Origin of the sequence: Candidatus Nitrospira allomarina, assembly GCF_032050975.1 — a bacterium.
Taxonomy (GTDB): domain Bacteria; phylum Nitrospirota; class Nitrospiria; order Nitrospirales; family UBA8639; genus Nitrospira_E; species Nitrospira_E allomarina.
Genome location: NZ_CP116967.1, coordinates 2,453,258 through 2,473,598 on the forward strand (window position 1 = coordinate 2,453,258; position 20,341 = coordinate 2,473,598).

Here is a 20,341-nt window from a genome sequence, read left to right on the forward strand (position 1 = left end):
TAGGATATTGCGGCTTTACACAAAAGATGGTATACCAATTTAAATATCTGCACTGTGGAACCCAGTCGAAAGGCACTTGATTGGAATCCGTCCCCTCCCTGATTGTTTCTGACCTTGAAGATGACGATGCGTATCAGGTCAAACTTGAGGCCTTTACCGGCCCCATGGATTTGCTTCTCCATTTGATTCGGAAACACCAAATCAACATTTATGACATTCCGGTGGCGCTGATTGCTCAGCAATATCTGGAATATTTGTCCATAATGAAGACGTTGAACCTGTCTCTGGCGGGGGAATTTCTGGTCATGGCAGCCACCCCTGCTATATATTAAATCCCGGATGCTTCTTCCCAAAGAGGAAAAACCGGAGACGGAAGATGAGGAAGGTCTGGATCCTCGTGCGGAATTGGTCCGGCAATTGGTCGAATATGAGCGGTTCAAGGAGGCAGCAGGGAGCCTGGTTATTCGCGAACGTCTTTGGCGGGAGTCCTTTACTCGTGATCCTCTCCCCTTGCCAACTGAGTCAGCGGTCGAGGAGGATATGGCTACGGAAGATCTCCAATTATTTGATCTTCTGAGTGCATTCCAGGAGGTTCTGGATCGAGCCCCAACTAATGAAATCGTGGAATTGGCCAGGGAAACCTGGACGGTTCAGGACCGTATTCAGGTCATCTTGGAGCGGTTGGAAGCGGAGTCGACCGTTCCTTTTGAGAGGTTATTTGAACACCATTGGTCCAAGCCATTGGTCATAGCTACATTTCTGGCTTTGTTGGAACTGGTCAGGATGAACCTGGTTCGATTGTTTCAAGGAGAATGGTTAGGTCCCATCCAGGTGACCAGGCGTTTTGTTCCAGCCGGGGGGACTGGTTCTAGTGAAAGTTTTCCTGTGGATTCATTGTGACACGTATGAGCCGGGTATTGATCGGAGGACGCATGGGGGGATGGAAGAATGGCCTGGGGGAATTAGGCATGGGGCAAGGTGAGATGATCGGGTTCAGTCCGCAGAGGAGGACTCAATAATCATGGACGCACTCTCCAATGGACACCAACCTTCGGACACTTCCGATGCCGACGAGGTGACGGAAGACCTTACGGTAAGCGAGGCCTCAGAATTCTCAGATGAAAGCCGGGACGCAGAAGAAGTGAAGGATTCCGGGATTGTAGACCAGGAACCGGCGTTGGACATTGGTGAGCTCAAAGCGGCGTTTGAGGCCCTGCTCTTTGTTTCGCATGACCCTCTGAGTCTTGAGAAGCTGGCGCTGGTTCTCGAAGGGGTCCCTAAATCTTCCGTTAAAAGCGCAATGCAGGACCTTCAAGCCGAGTATGAGACGTCAGGCCGTGGTTTGCAAATTTTGGAAGTGGCCGGCGGATATGTCATGGTCACGCGACCTGAGCACAGTCTATATATCAAACGATTGACCAGTAAGGCCAAACCGGCAGCTAAGGTTTCCCGGTCGGCACTGGAAGCCCTGGCAATTGTGAGTTATAAACAGCCTATAACCAGAGCAGATATTGAAAGAATTAGAGGCGTCGAAACCTCGGGTGTGTTGCGTACCCTCCTGGATCAGAAGTTAATTCGAATCGTTGGACGGCAGGATATCCCGGGCCGACCGATTTTGTATGGAACCGGCAAACAGTTTCTTCAACGTTTTGGTCTGCGGGACTTACGAGATTTACCTCCGCTGAAAGAACTCAAAGAGTTGGGTAGCCCGGAACAATTCCCTATGGAGCTTCCTTTTGCCACAGAGGAACAGGAGGGAGAGGCCCGGGTTTCCGATCTTTCTGCTTAAATCGACCGTGAGGCCACGCGTCCTGCTGTGGTCTGTTTGTTTTCCTTCCTGTTTTCTCTCTGACAAGGGTTGTGCGCCATCCTCATAGGGAGCAGAATAAATTCCTATGGCATTATTGCTACCTGAAAAAAAATCTTCCTTGGGGCCCGATTTAGCCAAAAAATTGGGCCAGGATAAGGTTCGGTGGGATTGGGCCACGCTGAAAGCCTATTCCGTCGATGCCAGTATCTACAAAATTCCGCCCCAGGTTGTTGTGCTTCCTGAAACAGAAGAAGACATTCATGCCGTGATGGAGTATGCCGTCAAGGTTGGAGTGCCTCTGACTCCACGGGCTGCCGGAACGAATCTGACCGGATCAGCCATCGGAGCCGGCATTATCGTGGATATCTCCCGAATGAATCGCTTGCTGGAAGTGAATCGAGACGAGCAGTGGGCGCGGGTGCAACCAGGCCTGGTGTTATCCGAATTCAATAAGCAGTTGGCCCCTATGGGATTGATGTATGGGCCTGATCCTTCAAGCGGGGATATGTGCAAATTAGGAGGCATGTTCGGCAACAATTCGGCTGGTCCGCATACGCTTCGCTATGGATCAGTTAAGGACAATGTTCATACTCTCCGGATTCGGCTGCTTACGGAGGGTTGGCTTGACGCGCAGTCCGTTCATATTGGAGGCCCGGCTCATACCTCCTTGTTGAAAGGGTTTCCATCCCTCAAGGCGGTGTGGACTATGATTCAAGAGGAGCAAGCATTGATCCGCGCCAGGCGTCCAAAGGTGAGTAAGAACAGTTCCGGCTATAACGTCTTTGATTTGGTGGATGGACTGGAACGGGGCGTATTTGAGGTTCAAAAATTATTTATCGGGAGCGAGGGAACGCTTGGCATTATGAGTGAAGCAACAGTCAAGTTGGTTAAACGCCCTGATGCCACCGTGACGGGTCTCATCCATTTTCGACATCTGGAAGGTATGGGCGAATCAGTTCCCCACTTATTGGAGTTGAATCCCAATGCCTTGGAGGTGATGGATGGAAATTCGTTGGATTTGATCGGGCGAAATCGCTATGGCATTCCATCCGATGCGGCGGCGACGCTGCTCATTGAATTTGATGAAGGCGGAGGCGCAGATCGTCGTCATCGTTTGATGGAGATGTGTAAAAGTTTTCCGCTCACCGGAGAGGTGAGGCTGGCATCGGATCCAGCCCAACAGGGGGAGTTGTGGAAAGCCCGCAAGGCGTTGTTTCCGATGCTTTATCGTTTTGATCCTCGAAAAAAGCCCATCAATTTTGTCGATGATGTGGTCGTGCCGGCCTCACGCACCGGAGAATTGATCCGGTATTTGGAAGAGTACTTTGGAGGACGATCGGTGCCGGTCGCCATCTTTGGACATGTGGGAAATGGCAATGCTCATATTGTGCCGCTGCTCGATTTGCACAATCAACATGATGTTGATGCCATGGTTGAAGCTCACCGGGAGATTCACCAGACGGTCTTAGACCGGTTTGACGGCTCAATTTGTGGAGAGCATGGAGACGGGCGTATTCGCGCCGAGACCGTTCGCTTGATGTATGGGGAAGAGGTGTATCAAATTTTTGTTCGAGTGAAGCAGGCGTTTGATCCACAGGGGATGATGAATCCTGGGGTCAAAATCAGTGATACCTCTTTTACGGAACATATTGATGTGGAGCGCATGGGCAAACCCTGTGCAACTTGTGCAAAATGTAATTCCGTGTGTCCGGTATATGATGTGTTTCAGTCTGAAGATATGAGTGCGCGCGGATGGTTCGAGATTGTAACGGCTTCGGATTACTCGTATCTTCAATCGGAACGGGTGGTCGAAGCCTGTTTGAATTGCAAATCCTGCCGGACTATTTGTCCGGCCGGGGTCGATGTGTCCGAACTGATTCTTCAACGACGGGCGGAGCAACCCAACGAACTGGCCGGTTGGGTTTTTGCCCTCCATGCCCGTCAATGGATTTTTCATCCCCTGCTGAAGCTCGTGGCATGGACCCAATCTTTTTGGGATCGTCCGGTTCTTCGAGGCATGTTGGAAAAACTGACCCGCCCGGTATTGCGCAAGTTGGCTCCCACCGCAAAGATTCCCCGAGATATGGTTCTGCCGACGTTTGCTAAACGGCATTTGCGTGATCGGTATCCTGAACTATGTCATTCTGAACATCTCCGGCAGGCCTCAATCGCATATTTTCACGGGTGTGCGGCCAACTATTTTGAGGATGGAGTGGGGGATGCTGTGATCGGACTTTTAGCTGACTACGGTGTCAAGGTCGCTCTTCCTCCTCAACGATGCTCGGGGACGCCGATTGAAACCTACGGGTTACGGGATTTGGTAAAAGAAGGCGCGCGAGAAAATCTGGCTCATTTGGCATCGTATGCCACCGTGATCACCAGTTGTGCTTCGTGCACGTTAAGTCTCAAAGATTATGTCACGCTGTTTCATGGAGAGCCGGAGGAAGCCGCAGCCATTGATTTATCCAAACGCGTGAAGCATATCTCTGAATATCTTGTTGAACAGGGGATGTCGTCGGCCAATACGCACTCAACCCGGATATCGGCCGAGGGGAAGTTGGAGAAAGTGACGTACCATTCTTCGTGCCATCTTCGTGCCGCGGGTGTGTCCCAGGCTCCCAGAGACTTATTAGCCTCTGTGGCTGACCTTGAATTTGTCGAAATGCAGGATGCCGATCGATGCGCGGGCGGAGCGGGTACGTATATCGTCAAAAATTATGAAACCTCCCAGAAAATTTTCCAACGTAAGAAGCGGGCTATTCAAGAAAGCGGGGCACAGGTGGTGGCAACGAGTTGCCCTGCATGTATGATTCAGTTAAAAAATGGACTTCGTGGGATAGCAGAGGTCAAACATATTGCGCAGGTCATGCGGGAGCATCCAGGGAGGAAGTAAAGGTATAAGATGCGGTGCTCTGGCGGGATATCATTGTGATAGTTGGAATCGGGATGGATTTTCATTTTTGCATGAGGAACATCGGATGGTAAAAGTATTGATATTTGGCCTTTCGCTTCGTGAAGCGGTTGAAGACCCGGAAGTTGAAATTAGCTTAGAAAACGCCACCACCATTAGGCAATTGCTAGAGGATTTCCCCGATCATTTTCAAGGGTTAATGCCTTTTCTTCAGGCCAATGAACTCATGTTGACCATTAATCAGAAAATCTCCACCTTGGAAGCCAAAGTGAAAAATGGGGATATCCTGAAAATAACTCACCAGGGAGGTGACAACCTTGCGGACGGTGCGATGTGGCAGAATCCCTGATTCAGTTTCTCATCAGCTCATGGCTTATTGAATTCCTGTGGCAACGTTTTTCGATCACGTGACGGATCCTGCACCATTGGCAGGTATGGTGCACATCCTGGTGGCTCGTAAACCGAAGCGAACATCTTAAGGATGAGTAGGTTGGGGATCCTCTGTTACGTCTGTTCCGGTTGGAGAACCTATCGAGGATTTGTTGGTGGGAAAGGGAATGCTGAAATGAAACGCCGTGCCCTGGTTGAGTGTGGATTCCACCCAAATAGAACCCCCATGGATCTCTACGATTTTTTTACATAAGGCCAATCCGATTCCCGTCCCTTCGGCCGGTGTGCCGGTTTCTATTCGTTGGAAGAGGTTGAATATTTTTTCAATACCTTCAGGAGGAATGCCGATGCCATTGTCCTTGAAGGTAAATATCCATTCCGATTCTTTGGCCTCTGCGGATACCCGGATCATAAGCGGGCGATCGCTGTAAAACTTGAGGGCATTCCCAATCAAATTTTGAAATAACTCCTGGAGAAAACATTTATGGCCGACGACTGTCGGGAGAGGGTGTTGCTCGATGGACGCACCGATTTTAAGAATGTTAATTTCTAATTGAGAGAGAACCTCTTTGATGACCTTATTTAAATCCACGGAAGTAAATGAATTCCGTGCTCCTCCAACCAAGGAATAATTGAGAAGATCTTGTATCAATTGTTTCATGTAGATGGCGCTTTTCATAGCGCGACTCAGGTAGTCCTTGGGGCGAGCTGGCAGTGGGTCGGAGAGTTCACGTTGAAACAGTTCAAGAAATTTGATGATGCGTCTGACCGGCGCTTGGAGATCGTGAGCGGCGGTATAGGCAAACTGTTCCAGATCGCGCTGCGACCGTTCGATCTCTACGCGTTGTTTCTCGTTGGTTCGCAGAAGGCTTGATTTTTCAGTGGCGCGGGTGACGGCCCGGTACAAGCCTTCCGGCGTTATTTTGTTTTTCACCAGATAGTCGCTGGCTCCGTTCTTCAATGCGTCAGAAGCGATTTCCTCATTACCCTGCCCGGTCAGCATGAGAACGGGTAAAAATCTGGGATCGTGACTTTCGGCAAAAGATTCAAGAAATTCCAATCCATCAACGTCGGGGAGCTGATAGTCAACTAAAATGCAGTGGAATGTGTGATGGGTGCAGAGCTGCAATCCTTCTATGCCCGAATCGGCTTCCATGATATGGAATGCCGTTTGAGGATGATGAGAGAGGAGCCGGCTCAGGTACTCACGGTCCTCGGAACAATCGTCGACGATCAACAAAGAGAGGGAATTGAAATTCATACTTCCTCTGTCACCTTTGGAATGATCACAACCTCAAACCAAAAATCTTTCAAACGAGTCATCGCTTGCAGAAATCCTTCGAAGTTGAGGGGTTTGGGAACGTAACTATTTGCCCCCATGGCATAACAATCCTGTATGTCCCTTTCATCCGCGGAGGTCGATAACACAATGATCGGTATGAGTTTTAACTGAGGGTCTTGTTTGATTTCCTGGAGAACTTCACGTCCGTCTGTACCGGGCATATTGAGGTCCAGAAGAATGATGCCCGGAGGTAAGGATGTGTGTGGATCTTGATAAATGCCTCTCCGGTATAGGTAATCTAATGCTTCATCCCCGTCAGAACAACGCTGAATAGGATTTTTCAGTCCAGCGGCCCGCAAGCTCCGCGTGGCTACTTCATAATCCTCCGGACTGTCCTCCACAAGTAGAATGGGCTGATTGGGCGTATTGATCATGGCGACTCCCCCCTCCAAGAGTAAAATAAAATGTTGTGCCTTCTCCGACCGTCGATTCAATCCAAATATCTCCTCCATGCCGCTCGATTAACTTTTTCGTAATGGTTAATCCCACGCCGCTTCCGCCTCCATATTTATCTTGACTATGAAGACGCTTGAAAATACGAAATACGCTTTTGTAATGTTTGGCTCGTATCCCGATGCCGTTGTCCTTGATGTAAAAGACTGGGATTCCCGGCTGAATCTGTCTTGAGTCCCATACGCGTTCCTCACTCTGTAGGTACCCAATCTCCACGTGTTTTTCCGGTTTATCATTGTATTTTATGGCATTTGTGATGAGATTCAGGAGGATCTCTCCTGTCCGAACAGCATCACAATTAATGGTGGGCAACGGTCTGGGTATATCGATGACCGCATTCTCCTCTGTTAACAGCACGACCAAAGAATCCATTATGTCTTTGATCGTCGCGTCAAGATCCGTGTCACGCATGCCCATTTCCGTCCGGCCGGCGCGGGAGAAATACAACAGGGAATCCACTAAATTCTCCATTCTCATCGATAAACGTATCAACGTTTCACATTTATTCATCGCATCCTGATTGAAATCTTTGCCGTAATCTTCAATCAGGATTTTGGCGAAATTATGGATCCCACGGATTGGCTCTTTCAGATCGTGCGAGGCGATATACGCGAATTGGTCAAGTTCTTCATTACTTCGAACCAATTCCTGGTTTCTTGCCGCGATGATGTGTTCAGCCTGTTTACGGTTGGTGATATCATTAAAAATGACGACTGCACCAGAAAGTTGATTATTTTCATTCCGAATCGGAGTACTAATATATTCCACGGGAAATGCTGTACCGTCTTTGCGCCACATTATTTCGTCTTCGACCCTCTGGACAGAACCGTTGCGTAAGGCAGCATGAATCAGACAGTCTTCAATGGGATAGGGAGATCCATCGGGTTTGCTGTGATGCACCGTCAGATGCATCGGTAAGCCGATCAGTTCTTCCGGCTGATATCCCAACATTCTGGCGCCGGCAGGATTAATAAACGTGCTTCGCCCTTCCCTGTCCACTTCATAGATCCCCTCACCGGCAGAATTCAAAATACGTTCACTCTGTTGTGAGAGCTGGTGATGCGCACGCCCGATTTGATAACGGTCAACGGCCATCGCAATTCGATCGCCTCCCAATTTAAGGGTATTGGCCGTCGAATCGGGCACAGGCTCTTTGAAAAATACATCCATGACTCCCAACACGTCCTGGCCACGGAGCAGGGGATATCCCGCATAGGCCACTATTCCCTCTTGTGTAGCCCAGTCTTGATGGGGAAAACGGGGATTACCGATGACCGCAATGGTCAATTCGGGTTTTTTGCGATTTGCAATTCCCGCGGCATGAAATGGTCCGTCGGGGATACCCAAATGATGATTTTCAGGATGGTGAAAGTGTCCTGCGCTTGCCTGTAACTCGAGGATCTGCTGATTCGGACTGAATAACCATACGCGGGCAAATGCAGCGTTTAGGTGGTCGCAAATTGCTTGAGTACATGCCTGAAGCATGGACTGAAGGTCTCCTCCCTGGATGATGATATGACTGAGCGCAGCATCGAAGGCCAGTAAGCGTGTCTGCTGGACTAACATGGCCTCGGAAAGTTTGCGTTCAGTGATATCGACCAGTGAAGCCAGGATATAAGTCACATCTCCACTTTTTAAAGGGTTCAGACCTATTTCCACAGGAAACTCGGAGCCGTCTTTGCGTCTGGCATACAGGTCCCGACCGGTTCCTATGGCCCGGGGATGGGGGTTTTTCATAAACTCCCCTCGATGGGCCACATGGGTGTTTCGAAAGCGTTCCGGAAGTAAATGCTCAATGTGATTTCCGAGGATTTCGTCTTTTGTATAGCCAAAAAGATTCACGATAATCTCATTAATCAATATAATTTGCCCCTGCTCATCAACCATAACCATGCCACTTGGAAAGGCATCAATAAAGAGATTCAAACGAGCTTGTTTTTCTTCCAATTGGAGTTTGACCCGTTCCATGTCATCGAGCAGGTTCAGCATGGCATCATTCTGTTGTTTTAACTCCACTGTCTGCGTCTCAAATTGCTTTTCCAGATCATCCTTTAATGATCGAAGCTTTTGGCTTGAGGAGAGATTTCTTAAAACCATGAACCCGGTAACCCACACGCCCAAAATAGATAGTAACCGGTTTACCAGGGCGTAATTCTCCTCAAGACCGGGAGGAGATGTCCAAAACCCCGCAATAATTAAGACGGTCGACACCCATATGGAGCCCATAGTAAAAAGCTTATGGTGGCTCGGTAAGGTAGCCAGCACGACCAGAACGTAGAGCACACCCTCGGCAATTCCCAGATGCGTCATTGAATCCAAACAGAAGAAAGCGAAAGCCATTAGGGCGATAAACACTATTTGAAGATTGAGATTTAGTAAAAGAGACGTATGTTTAATGACATTCATACAAATGGTCCCCGTATTGCCAGCTTAGTCATACAAGGAAAAGTTTTAGGTCAATAAAGAAATGTTGGGATAGGGTTGCGGCTGGTGTGTGGCGAGTGAAAGCCTGTTGATTTCCTTTTTCAGTTCAAGCATACGAAGTTCTTGATCGCACAAATGCAGGTTAAGTCGGCGCAATTGATTGTTGGCTTTCTGAAGGTGTTCGCTTTGAGATCGGGTGACAGCTTCGATGGTTTTATGTGTCTGGATTTCCTTTTTCATTAAAAGATTGGATTCTTGTAAAAGAAACGAATTTGGCAGTTTGCTCGCCTTATAAACCAGTGGCCATAAAGCAATCGCCGTAATTACCGAAATGACGGCAGTAAAAAGTTTGCCTAATCCTTCCGGATAATAATCGGGTTTCCATATGGTCCATATGTTGAACATATGTGTCATGCCACAGGCTAAGATGAACGCACAAAACAAAAAGATAATAGGTTTGAAGGGCAATTTCCCTCCTATCTTTGTGAAATACCAGAGTGCCAGGGGAATTGAACAATAGGAAAGCGCAATGAGACTGTCTGAAATGACATGTAACCACAACAGCGAGGAATCCCAAAGAAAACACATCCCATGCGGCATAAAATTGTTCAACGGTTCAAGAAATGGCGACATCCGGGCTGCCCTCCAGATTTTTTCCAGTGGATCTATTGGATTGACAAAAACGAAGTTGTGTTTTGTGGAGTCCGTTTCTCTTTCAATATAATTCAGGATTATTGTTAATGCCAGAGGAGGTGCGGACGTGTAAGTGCAGTGCGATTCCAATACGTCGGTGATGTCCTCGTGAAAAACAAGGCACAATTTGCCGAGCTGAAAACTCAGCCTCATTTTCAAAAGGACCCTCGATCTTTATGTGCGACTTGAGAACGTGTCTCCTCCTCTCCATGACGCCACAACTCCTATGTCGCAGGCCAATGTTGAGGTTAAGGTTTGGGGTCATGGGCCGATAAGGAATGATAAAGTGAAAATCGCAAACCACCCGTGAGGTTGGGACGCAAAGCCTAGGGACCTTTTCTCTCTGACAGTTAGGAAGGTTCGCCCGGTTGCCACTTTACACGAATCCGCTTGGGTAGATTTGCGCCAATCTTTGCAGGAAGATGGCGTTTTTTTTGTCATGGTTGTGTCACAGTCTGACGGGAGCCGGGTATGAGTACAGGAAACGATGGTGCGTTCCGCTCACGGATGATCAGAAAAGCGCCCGTTCCCTCAGAATGGATAACATCGCGAAGGAGGATAGTTGTCAATGGTAAAACATTCGGTCCCTGGGGTAATTTTGATCGCTGAAGACAACATCGACGATTGTGTCATCGCCTGTCGAGCGTGGGAGGAAAGTGGAATAAAGTGTGATATTCGACTGGTTCACAATGGTAGAGAGGTGTTGGATTTCCTGTACCGTCGCCGAAAATTTCGGAATCTCCAGATCACTCAGAATCCTGATTTGATCATCCTGGATTTGAATATGCCTCGGATGGATGGACGACAGGTCCTTCTGGAACTGCGTGCAGATCACCGCTTATGCAGTATTCCCGTCGTCGTGTTTTCCGATTCCAAGATGCCGAAGGATATGGCCGAGTCCGAAACGATTGGAGCCCTTGAATATATTTCCAAACCGGAAAGTTTTTCCGAATATGTGGAGATCCTAAAACATTTAGGCCAATTTATTTTGAAAAACCCCGGGAGACTGGTCTATGCGGGCTGTTGAGGGTGTCCAGGGGGATGTTCCTCTTAAAATTCTGCTGGTGGAGGATGATGAGGATGATGCCATTATCACGCGCAGTCTTCTGCAATTTAGCTCCGGCCCTCCTCTCATAGTGGATTGGGCTCCATCGTATGAGGCCGGGTGCGCCTCCCTCGAACAGCAACAGCATCATATCGGGTTGATCGATTACAACCTCGGATTGAAAAACGGGATTGATTTAGTCAAAGAAATACAGGCAAAAGGCTGCCATATGCCGATCATTATGCTGACAGGCCAAGGGAATGAATCGCTGGTGGTCGAGGCAATTAAGTCCGGTGCCATAGACTATATCCCTAAACATATTCTTTCAACCGAAAATCTAGAACGGGCTATTTGTCACGGATTGGAAAATTCCAAACTGACCAATGAATTGAAATTAAGGCAGAGCCAGCTTGAACTATCCAATAGGGAACTCGAAAAGAGAAATGCCGAGATCCGGCGGTTTTATCATCTATTAGCTCATGAGTTGAAAACACCGCTCACGGCTGCATGGGAATTCGTCAATATTCTTCTAGAACAGATTCCCGGATCCTTGAATACATCTCAAAATGAATATCTCACCGTCATCCAGGAATGTTGCGCCCATTTAGATCGCAATATTAATGATCTTTATGATATTACGCGTCTAGAGACGGGAAAGTTACGGATACATATTCAGCCGTGCATCCTGGAGCCGATAATTACCGATGTCGTAACCTGTCTCGGTCCAAAGGCGAAATCTAAAAATATCCGGTTGTCCGCTCATTTCGATTCCTCTCTTTCCACTGTGAAGATAGATTCACAGCGAATTAAACAAGTATTACTCAATTTAGTCGGCAATGCTCTGAAGTTTACTCCCACGGGAGGAGAGGTGACTGTGACAGCTTCTGCGGATCGCCGTTGTCCTGAGAGAGTCCGGGTGGCTGTCCAGGACAACGGAATCGGTATTCCCAAAGATCAGCTCGAAAATATCTTTGATCGATTATTTCAAATACAAGATGATATCGCCTCCTGTTCCCCGGGACTAGGTCTTGGGTTATTTATCTGTCGGGAAATCATCAAGTTACACGGAGGTACCATGGTGGCAAGCAGTATTCCGGGTCGAGGGAGTGTCTTCAGTTTTACGCTCCAATGTGAACGGAAATGATCGATTAACAACCCGAGGGAGGTAGGCAAAGGTGGAACAGACGGTGTTAATTATTGAGGATGATGAAAGTATTTCGAAAGCCCTGGAAGTCCGTTTACAGTCCAGAGGCTTCAGGGTGACCATCGCTTTCGATGCAATTATGGGTATGCAGAAGGCGGCAGAACTTCTGCCTCAGGCGATTCTGCTCGATATTACCCTGCCGGGAGGAAACGGGTTATCTCTTGCTGAGCGGTTAAAAAACTCCGATCGAACCCAGAAGATCCCCATCATTTTTTTAACGGCGAGTAAACAGGCCGACTTACGACGATCAGCGATTGCAGTGGGAGGTGCGGCACTTTTTGAAAAGCCGTATGACTTTGAATATTTACTAGCAGCCTTGCGCGCCGTGATTCAACATCCGACCGTGCGGTTAGCAATATAGACTTCTAAAGGCGGGGACTATAGATTGCGATGATGGCACTTCCGAGCGTGACGAATAAGCAAATTCGCGCATATGACGTTGACGACCATCACGTTGATGCATCGGTGCGGGTGTTGCTTGTCGATGACAATGAAGATGATGCCGTTATTGCGCAAGCGATGTTGGCAAGCCTGCAGGGAATGAATTTTGCCGTTGATTGGACATATTCATTTGATGCAGGACTGAATAGATTAAAGCAAAACGAACATGACATTTGTCTGTTGGACTTTTGTTTAGGCCAACGCAGTGGCTTGGATTTGCTTCAGGAGGCTCTTCGATACGGGTGCCGTATCCCCATTGTGATGTTGACAGGCACCACTGATCGACAAATCGATTTGAAAGCCATTCAATCGGGTGCGGCGGATTACCTGGTCAAGGGCGAAACTAATCCGGGAATTCTCGAACGGGTGATTCGACATGCCAGAGAGCGGAAACGGGCGGAAGAAGAACGGGAGCATCTGACACAGCAATTGATCGAGCGCTCCCGTCTGGCGGGGATGGGTGAGGTGGCGGCCAATGTTCTGCATAACGTAGGAAATTTATTGAATAGTCTCAATGTTTCCGCAATGCTGGTGGGCGATCAGCTGCATCATCTTCCCTTTCAGGATATCCAACGCGTGGCCCGCCTTCTGGAAAATCATTCTGATGACCTGGAGACCTTTATTCGTCAGGATGCCAAGGGACAACGTGTACCGGCATTTCTCCATCAGCTGGGAACTCATTTGAATGAGGGCTTGGAAACGGCCCAGAAGGAAATAAATAAGGTGGTAACCCTCGTCGCTGCCTTAAAACAGATCATTGCCACCCAGCAGGAGATGGCTGCAACCACTGATGTTTTGCAGCCCGCCCTTCCGAAAGATCTTTTGGAGTGTGCCCTTTTGATCAATAAATCCGGATTTGAGAAACATCACATTGAGGTCGTAAGAGAATTTGGCGAACTTCCGCAAATAGTGGTGGATAGATATCAGGTCTTGCAAATTCTGACGGTTCTCATCCGCAATGCCATGGGTTCCATGAGCCACATCCCTTTCGGATCACGCCGGTTAACCTTGAAACTGAATCATCATCCTCTAGAGGAAGGATGGATCCAGATTCAGGTGGTAGATACGGGGAAAGGCTTGAATCCCGAAAGTTTCACCCGCATTTTTTCTCAGGAGGAAACTGACAAGAAAACCAGTTCAGGATTGGGACTTCATGGTAGTGCGCTTTTCGCCAAAAACCTGGGTGGGACGCTCTCGGTATGGAGTAAAGGAGAGGGTTACGGATCAACCTTTACGCTAGCCCTCCCGGGACAGCCGGCAAAAAAGCCTTTTCATGTTTGAAGAGAAACTCCAATCCATGCCATCACAACAGCAGATTTGATATCCTCCGCCTGATGGGTGGATAGATGATTAATTCTTTTCGTCACATTTTTTGCAATTGAGGATGGTTTTGAGGTGGGCTCGACGTCCCTCTGGTGTCAGAACCCATGGGCGAAAACTAAGGGGAGGCTGATGTCGAACATGCTGCCCATGGCCGCAAGCCAGATCTGCCACCCAATCATCCAGGTCATCTTGATGAAACCCGATAATGGGTTGGTTCATTTTTCTCCCAAGTTTTTATGATGGGGGACTATGATGGATTTGTGAATTATTTGCCAAAGACATCCTTGAGTAAATCTGTAACGCGCGCTGCAGGGTTAGTCCTGATTTTTTGCTCTTCCTGGGCTAATGTGTGAAATAGCCCGTCCAAACTTTTTCCGACCACATAATCGTCCAGATCAAATGCCGGGACTGTGACAAACGGTAGCATCGTATATTGTCCCACCAATTCCTTGTATTGCGTGGTAACCCCGACTTGGCTCATCGTCTTCTCCACTTCAGGTTTAAACGCCGTGGCAAGTTGATCGCGTGTTTTACCCTGGAAATAATCAGTTGCGGCGGTATTTCCTCCATCGAGAATTTTCTTGGCATCATCAAAACTCATGTTGGTGACCGCATCTTTGAATATGGGTTTGGCCAAGGGAGCGGCCTGCTCGGCGGCCCGGTTCATACTAACTACCAATTCATCAACCTGGGGCCCGAATCCGGCCAGTCGAAGAGCTTTGTCCATAGATTGAAGTTTTTCAGGTAGTAAAATTTTAATAGCGTCATTTTTTAAAAAACCGTCTGCGTTGCCGGTGAGTTTCACGGTATTTTCCGTTCCGACGATCAGTGCTTCTTTAAGTCCAGAGATTATCTTGTCATCTCCGAGGGTTTTTGCCCCAGGCAGAGAAAATTTGTCGATCTCTTTCATAAAGTCACCAAATTGTGCGAAGGCGATCTGCGGAAGGAGCAAGAGGAGAACACTCATGATGACGGGAGATTTGATCATTGATCACTCCTCTTTTGAAAAGGAAGAATGGATTAGGAGGGTAAATGGAGAAAAACGGGAATCGGAGAGTAAAGGACATCAGATGCGATGCATTTCATACTCTTCCTGTGAGATGGGACCCACAAGGAAGAGGGGGACGCTTGCGCCCTGGGATTATCCTGGGGAGGATAGACTAAAAATATAAGCAGTCTTCAAATCTCAGGAGGCAAAATCCAGCTCATCCTCGTGGGTGGTTCAAAAGCACCCTGGAGTGTGAGATGCCTCAAACTTAGGCTATAGGAGTACAACTCATCCCAGATCCCCTGCCCTTATTTGATGATGCTAGGGGCCTAGAGAGGAGCGGACGGGTTTTCTTTTTCATCGCTTCCCGTTGGGGGTTGAGGCGATTTTCCAGAATGACGGGGTCAATGACTTCACCGCATTGCAGGCACCGTTTGGTCAGGATTTCCATTCCACCGGCATCATAATTCACATTCATGCACCAATGGGAAACCATAAATCCTCCACATCGTGTACAGGTGTCGGAGTGCCTTGGATCCACCGTTTTAGTGCTTGGAGCGGAGTGAGCTTCTTCTCGCTTAATGGGACTTTTCCCAAGTGTTGGGGTCTTTTTCTGTATTCCGAAATGTCCCATATGTATCTCCTTTTTACTGTTTATCGTAACATATGTGTTAAAACGTCTTGTTGGTAGATATAGCTCTTTGATCTTAAGTCAAGATTAATCCAATATTAAAAAATCCTCATAATTGTATAATAAGAAACATCAATAACTTCCATAAATGTGAATAAACCTTTAATAATCATATAGATTGAATATGAATATAGTTCTTATGACTAAGTTTTTAAATTTAAGTATAACTACAATAAATTAAAAAATTAATGAATGATGGGCACAGGGAGAGTTGCAGATTGAAAGCCTGATGGTTTGGGGGCAAAAAACCCGAAAATCAGGACAATTTCCGGAGGAGAAAAACCATCTTACCGCCAACGAAAGTGAACAGGAGTGGTCTTTTCTCCAGATAGTGTGATGCTTTTTTCAATAGTGGTCCCTCCTGAATCGGTTGCTTTGACAACATATTTGCCTGGAGAAAGGTTGAGGAATAACCAAGGACCTTGTACCTCTTCGCCTGGAATAGATACCAAAGTCGTCTGATCTGAGTTGATCACCTCAACCGCCACACCAGCTAAAAAAGAGCGGTCGCCTTTCACAAAGATCAACTTAAGGGAATAGGGTGGGTAGGACAGGCTCCGTTCCTCCTTACCTAATCCGGCGCTGAAATATTGAACAGAATTCTGCTCATGGAGAGGAAACCTGAGTTTATCCGGGATGCTTCCGTCTTTCAGTGGAATTTCTAAAAACTTGGCGAGAGGTTTCGAGCCTTCACCTGCGGCGGCCCAGGATGAGGTTGAAAGGGCTGCCAAACTTAGGATCATCAATATACATGCACCCAATCCCAACGTCACAGACAACTCTTTGTTTCCTGCTTTTAAGCCTTTTTCCCAATCTGTTGTCGATCTGCTGGTAATTCCTGGTCCCACGTGCCACACCTCATCCTTTCCAAACAAAGGTTAATTCTTTAAACAAACCCTCAAATGACTATATATAATAACAATTTTTGGGTACTTAAAAATAGCGCTAATAGGAATTGATCAAACTTTGTCCCCAGGGAATACGGGCAGGCAGAAAGAACGGGGCAGCCCCGAATCAAGCACTATCCTTATGCAAGGGATTACTGATGTCATTCGAAAAAAGCGGGAGAGAAAATGTGCTTTCAATTTATGAAGATGCGGGTGGAAAGTCTTCGGGAGGTGGTTCCATTTCCCCAGGCGGTCTTGGCATGTGCTCGACGGATTTAAGGTCCATGAGGTCTTTTTTTGCGCTGATTCCAAGTGTTTTGAATTTCCTGGCCGTGGGCCAGATCCGATTCTCCAATGAGGTGACCGTCGCATTATAGGATTCGACGGTCCGACCTAAAGCTTGTCCAATTCTTCCAAAATGTTCTGCCAGAGTGCCCAGTCGATCGGCGAGTTCTTGTCCGAGGATACTTATGCGTTGGGCCCCTTCCGCCACCTGTTCCTGGCGCCAGCCGTAGGCAATGGCCCGCAACAGGGCAATGAAGGTGGTGGGTGTGGCGATGACGACTTTTTTCGTTAAGGCCGACTCGACGAGGGAAGGGTCGCGTTCGGCGGCGGCAGCTAAGAACGAATCATTGGGGATAAATAAGACCACAAATTCAGGAGCGGCTGGAAATTGATCCCAATATTCTTTTGAGGCTAATTGGCTGATATGGCGTTTTACCTGGCCGAGATGTCGATTAAGGGCGGCTTCCCGATCTTCGTCCGTGTGCGTTTCCAGGCTATCTAAAAACGCACTGAGCGGCACTTTGGAATCGACCACCACATCTCTTCCTGCCGGGAGTTTGACGATCATATCGGGACGCAAGCGGCCGGTTTCGGTGGAGACACTTTCCTGTTCAAAAAAATCGCAGTTTTCTGACATGCCGGCCAATTCAGCCGTCCTTCGAAGCGCGATTTCTCCCCAGCGTCCTCGAACTTGTGGTGATCGTAAGGCATTCACCAATTTGGCTGTTTCGGCTTGGAGAGTGGTCTGGGCGGAAGCCAATTGGCGTAACTGTTCTCCCACGACACTGAGTTCACGAAGCCGCTTATCTTCTAAGGCTTGAGATTCTTTTTGATAGGTGCGTAGGGATTCAGTCAGCGGCTGCAACAAGGATTCAATGGAGGTCTGGCGTTGGTCGAAGGAAGCCGTCGCTTCATCCTTCAGGGCTTTAAACTTTTCCTCGGCCAGGGTCAGAAATCCCCTATTGTTTCCTGCCAGGGCTTCCGAGGCTAAAGATCGAAAGGTATCCGATAAGGTCATTTTTGCATCCTCCAGCAAGGCTCGCTGTTCGGCTAAGTGTCGTTGTGTATTTTCAAGGTTTGTTTCAGCTGATACTTTGGCCACTTCCATCAAACGAAATTCTTGATGAATCCGGTCACGTTCCTGCTGAAGGGTGGCGAGTTGGGTCCGAAGTTCTCCAGTTTGGGCTTGGGCAGAAGCAAATCGGGTAGCGGTCTCTTGTAAGGCCTGGATCCTCCTTCCTCGATAGAGAATGGAACAGATGCCCCACGCGATTGTCCCTCCGACCAGCAAGCCGGCCACGAGAATCCATAATAGCTGAGGGTCGTAAGAGGCGATCATGCTTGAGAAGAGAGAACCTACCCGGACGATAAAAGTTCCTTACATCATGTTGACTTGCAAGAGATCATGGGGTTTTTCAACTTCTGGCCCATGCTCGAACGAAGGAGAGGGCCAGGTCTGCCGTCAGGCAGGAATGATGAGTCAGGGAAGAATTTTGTTTCATTTCGATAGACGTATTTCTGATTCTTGGGTACAGTAAGATTATGTTAACGTCGCGCGATTCAGGATCAGGCAGGAACAGGGGTTAGGATAGCAAATATGGAAAAAAAATATCGTGTCTCTATTTGGTATTTCATTATTGCGTTCTGGGGACTCATTATCCTCCAGGAAATGTATTTTGCGGCCCAACATATGGATGAGGTGCCTTATAGTCAATTTAAAACCTGGGTTCAAGAAGATAAGGTGGCGGAGATCTCCATTACCGACAAAGTCATTCACGGAAAATTAAAATCTGAAAAAGGCGGGGAAAGCCCCCAGTGGTTTCAGACAGTGCGCGTAGATGACCCGGAATTAGTGAAACTGTTGGAAGAAAGGCATGTGGAATATGCCGGAGTGATCGTCAGTACGCTCTGGAAAGACGTGGCCTCCTGGGTCGTCCCTATTCTGGTCTTTGCCGGGATCTGGTTTTGGATTTTGCGGAAAATGGGGCAAGGGGCGGGGGGCGGTTTTATGCGAATTGGGAAATCCAAAGCGAAGGTCTATATTGAAAGCGATATCAAGACTCGTATGAGTGATGTGGCCGGAGTCGATGAAGCCAAAGTGGAACTCATGGAAGTCGTCGAGTTCTTAAAGACCCCGGAAAAATTCACCAGGATTGGAGGCCGGATCCCCAAGGGGGTGCTCTTAGTGGGTCCGCCGGGCACAGGAAAAACCATGTTGGCGAAAGCTATTGCGGGAGAAGCCGGCGTGCCATTTTTTTCCATCAGCGGTTCGGAATTTGTCGAAATGTTTGTGGGGGTGGGAGCGGCCAGGGTGCGAGATTTGTTTGAACAGGCCATGGCTAAAGCGCCCTGTATCATTTTCATTGATGAGTTGGATGCGTTGGGAAAAGCCCGGGGAACAGGGCCCATGATGCACGAAGAACGGGAGCAAACCCTGAATCAATTGCTGGTGGAAATGGATGGGTTTGATCCTCGTGTGGGGGTCATCATGCTGGCCGCAACCAATCGTCCTGAAATTCTGGATCAGGCCTTGCTCCGTGCAGGCCGTTTTGATCGACAGGTGCTGGTTGATCGCCCCGATCGACCTGGAAGAGCCGCTATCCTTGCCATACATGCTAAGTCCATCAAACTGGCTCCTGACGTCGATTTAGACAAAATTGCCGCCATGACTCCGGGGATGGTAGGGGCTGACTTAGCCAATGTGGTGAATGAAGCTGCCCTATTGGCCATTCGAAGAAGTCGGGAGACGGCCGAACACCAGGATTTTGAGGAGGCCGTGGAACGGGTGATTGCCGGACTGGAAAAGAGAAACCGCGTCCTCAGTGTGGAAGAACGGAAGCGAGTGGCCCATCATGAGGTCGGTCACGCGTTAGTGGCGATGTCCTTGCCCGGGTGTGATCCTGTCCAAAAAATCTCGATCATTCCCCGTGGCATTGCCGCCTTGGGCTACACGCTACAGCTCCCTGTTGAAGACCGTTATTTGCTCACCCGTTCCGAATTAGAAAATCGTATCGCCGTCTTGTTAGGGGGGCGTATGGCGGAAGAGTTGGTCTTTGGAGAAGCCTCCACAGGAGCGGCTGATGATTTGCAGAAAGCCACCACCATCGCCAAACGGATGGTCAAAGATTATGGGATGAGCGATAAATTGGGAACGGTGGCGTTAGATGAATCCGTGCAGCCGACGTTTTTAAAAAATATGGAGTCGCATGCGACCCCGACCTATTCCGAGCACACCGCTCAGCAGGTCGATCAAGAGGTGCGTCGCCTCATTGAAGAGCAAGGGAATCGCGTCCGGGAATTGCTGACAAGGCTCCGGCCGGTGCTGTTAAACGGGGCTGAGGCCTTGTTGAAGGCCGAAGTCATGACCGGGGAAGAGTTAATGGCGCTTCTCCACGCTAAGGAAGAAGAACCTATTCCAGGCTAGTTCCATCCGCCAACATGAGATTTTCGGTAC

At 48.4% G+C, this 20,341-nt stretch carries 19 protein-coding genes and 1 riboswitch; of the genes, 11 read left to right on the forward strand and 8 right to left on the reverse strand.

The genetic code is table 11. The features are described 5' to 3' along the window. Window positions 1-80 precede the first annotated feature (80 nt). The 5 genes from PP769_RS10890 (at window position 81) to PP769_RS10910 (ending at window position 5,070) form a co-directional block, all read left to right on the forward strand. A complete protein-coding gene (locus PP769_RS10890; protein ID WP_312640081.1) occupies window positions 81-332 on the forward strand; it encodes a segregation and condensation protein A in 252 nt (83 codons plus the stop codon). 7 nt (window positions 333-339) lie between these two features. Beyond that, window positions 340-900: a segregation and condensation protein A gene (locus PP769_RS10895; RefSeq protein ID WP_312640082.1), complete on the forward strand. Its 561-nt coding sequence runs from the start codon at window positions 340-342 to the stop codon at window positions 898-900. Between the two features lie 121 nt (window positions 901-1,021). Next, the gene (gene scpB, locus PP769_RS10900) at window positions 1,022-1,789 is read left to right on the forward strand and encodes an SMC-Scp complex subunit ScpB (protein ID WP_312640083.1); all 768 of its coding nucleotides are present in this window, start codon (window positions 1,022-1,024) and stop codon (window positions 1,787-1,789) included. Between the two features lie 106 nt (window positions 1,790-1,895). After that, a complete protein-coding gene (locus PP769_RS10905; protein WP_312640084.1) occupies window positions 1,896-4,703 on the forward strand; it encodes an FAD-binding and (Fe-S)-binding domain-containing protein in 2,808 nt (935 codons plus the stop codon). An 85-nt stretch (window positions 4,704-4,788) separates the two neighbouring features. Further along, entirely contained in the window at window positions 4,789-5,070 is a 282-nt protein-coding gene (locus PP769_RS10910) for a MoaD/ThiS family protein (protein WP_312640085.1), read from the forward strand. Between the two features lie 126 nt (window positions 5,071-5,196). On the opposite strand, the gene PP769_RS10915 is transcribed toward PP769_RS10910, so the two are convergent. Genes PP769_RS10915 through PP769_RS10930 form a run of 4 tightly spaced genes read right to left on the reverse strand, consistent with a single transcriptional unit; the run spans window position 5,197 to window position 9,963 of the window. Then, a complete protein-coding gene (locus PP769_RS10915) occupies window positions 5,197-6,372 on the reverse strand; it encodes an ATP-binding protein (RefSeq protein ID WP_312640086.1) in 1,176 nt (391 codons plus the stop codon). After that, a complete protein-coding gene (locus tag PP769_RS10920; RefSeq protein WP_312640087.1) occupies window positions 6,369-6,827 on the reverse strand; it encodes a response regulator in 459 nt (152 codons plus the stop codon). The genes PP769_RS10915 and PP769_RS10920 overlap by 4 nt, the downstream gene beginning before the upstream one ends. After that, window positions 6,769-9,312 carry a PAS domain S-box protein gene (locus tag PP769_RS10925; RefSeq protein ID WP_312640088.1) on the reverse strand — a complete coding sequence of 848 codons (2,544 nt, stop codon included), beginning with the start codon at window positions 9,310-9,312 and terminating at the stop codon, window positions 6,769-6,771. The genes PP769_RS10920 and PP769_RS10925 overlap by 59 nt, the downstream gene beginning before the upstream one ends. A gap of 45 nt (window positions 9,313-9,357) precedes the next feature. Continuing rightward, complete coding sequence (locus tag PP769_RS10930) at window positions 9,358-9,963, reverse strand: hypothetical protein (protein WP_312640089.1); 606 nt, start codon at window positions 9,961-9,963, stop codon at window positions 9,358-9,360. Window positions 9,964-10,307: 344 nt separating this feature from the next. Continuing rightward, a riboswitch (cyclic di-GMP riboswitch) is annotated at window positions 10,308-10,399 on the forward strand. Window positions 10,400-10,591: 192 nt separating this feature from the next. On the opposite strand from PP769_RS10930, the gene PP769_RS10935 reads away from it, so the two are divergent. The 4 genes from PP769_RS10935 to PP769_RS10950 are packed head-to-tail and all read left to right on the forward strand — an operon-like array spanning window position 10,592 to window position 13,994. Beyond that, complete coding sequence (locus PP769_RS10935) at window positions 10,592-11,050, forward strand: response regulator (RefSeq protein WP_312640090.1); 459 nt, start codon at window positions 10,592-10,594, stop codon at window positions 11,048-11,050. Beyond that, entirely contained in the window at window positions 11,037-12,212 is a 1,176-nt protein-coding gene (locus tag PP769_RS10940) for a hybrid sensor histidine kinase/response regulator (RefSeq protein ID WP_312640091.1), read from the forward strand. Before PP769_RS10935 ends, PP769_RS10940 begins: the two co-directional genes overlap by 14 nt. Before the next feature lie 31 nt (window positions 12,213-12,243). After that, on the forward strand, window positions 12,244-12,633 hold the full coding sequence (locus tag PP769_RS10945; protein ID WP_312640092.1) for a response regulator: 390 nt from the start codon (window positions 12,244-12,246) through the stop codon (window positions 12,631-12,633). 29 nt (window positions 12,634-12,662) lie between these two features. Then, window positions 12,663-13,994, forward strand: coding sequence for a response regulator (locus tag PP769_RS10950; protein WP_312640093.1), 1,332 nt, complete (start codon window positions 12,663-12,665; stop codon window positions 13,992-13,994). 69 nt (window positions 13,995-14,063) lie between these two features. Here PP769_RS10950 and PP769_RS10955 read toward each other — a convergent pair whose 3' ends face one another. Then, window positions 14,064-14,255: a DUF3565 domain-containing protein gene (locus PP769_RS10955; RefSeq protein ID WP_312640094.1), complete on the reverse strand. Its 192-nt coding sequence runs from the start codon at window positions 14,253-14,255 to the stop codon at window positions 14,064-14,066. 46 nt (window positions 14,256-14,301) lie between these two features. Beyond that, complete coding sequence (locus PP769_RS10960) at window positions 14,302-14,988, reverse strand: DUF4197 domain-containing protein (protein WP_312640095.1); 687 nt, start codon at window positions 14,986-14,988, stop codon at window positions 14,302-14,304. Between the two features lie 13 nt (window positions 14,989-15,001). On the opposite strand from PP769_RS10960, the gene PP769_RS10965 reads away from it, so the two are divergent. Next, on the forward strand, window positions 15,002-15,208 hold the full coding sequence (locus tag PP769_RS10965; protein ID WP_312640096.1) for a hypothetical protein: 207 nt from the start codon (window positions 15,002-15,004) through the stop codon (window positions 15,206-15,208). Window positions 15,209-16,002: 794 nt separating this feature from the next. Here the strand turns inward: PP769_RS10965 and PP769_RS10970 are convergent. Beyond that, on the reverse strand, window positions 16,003-16,563 hold the full coding sequence (locus PP769_RS10970) for a carboxypeptidase-like regulatory domain-containing protein (protein ID WP_312640097.1): 561 nt from the start codon (window positions 16,561-16,563) through the stop codon (window positions 16,003-16,005). A 238-nt stretch (window positions 16,564-16,801) separates the two neighbouring features. Next, window positions 16,802-18,226 (reverse strand): DNA recombination protein RmuC, encoded by a 1,425-nt coding sequence (locus PP769_RS10975; protein WP_312640098.1) that lies wholly within the window; start codon window positions 18,224-18,226, stop codon window positions 16,802-16,804. A gap of 258 nt (window positions 18,227-18,484) precedes the next feature. On the opposite strand from PP769_RS10975, the gene ftsH reads away from it, so the two are divergent. Then, window positions 18,485-20,311, forward strand: a complete 1,827-nt coding sequence (ftsH, locus tag PP769_RS10980) for an ATP-dependent zinc metalloprotease FtsH (RefSeq protein WP_312640099.1) — start codon at window positions 18,485-18,487, stop codon at window positions 20,309-20,311. Window positions 20,312-20,341: the final 30 nt, after the last annotated feature.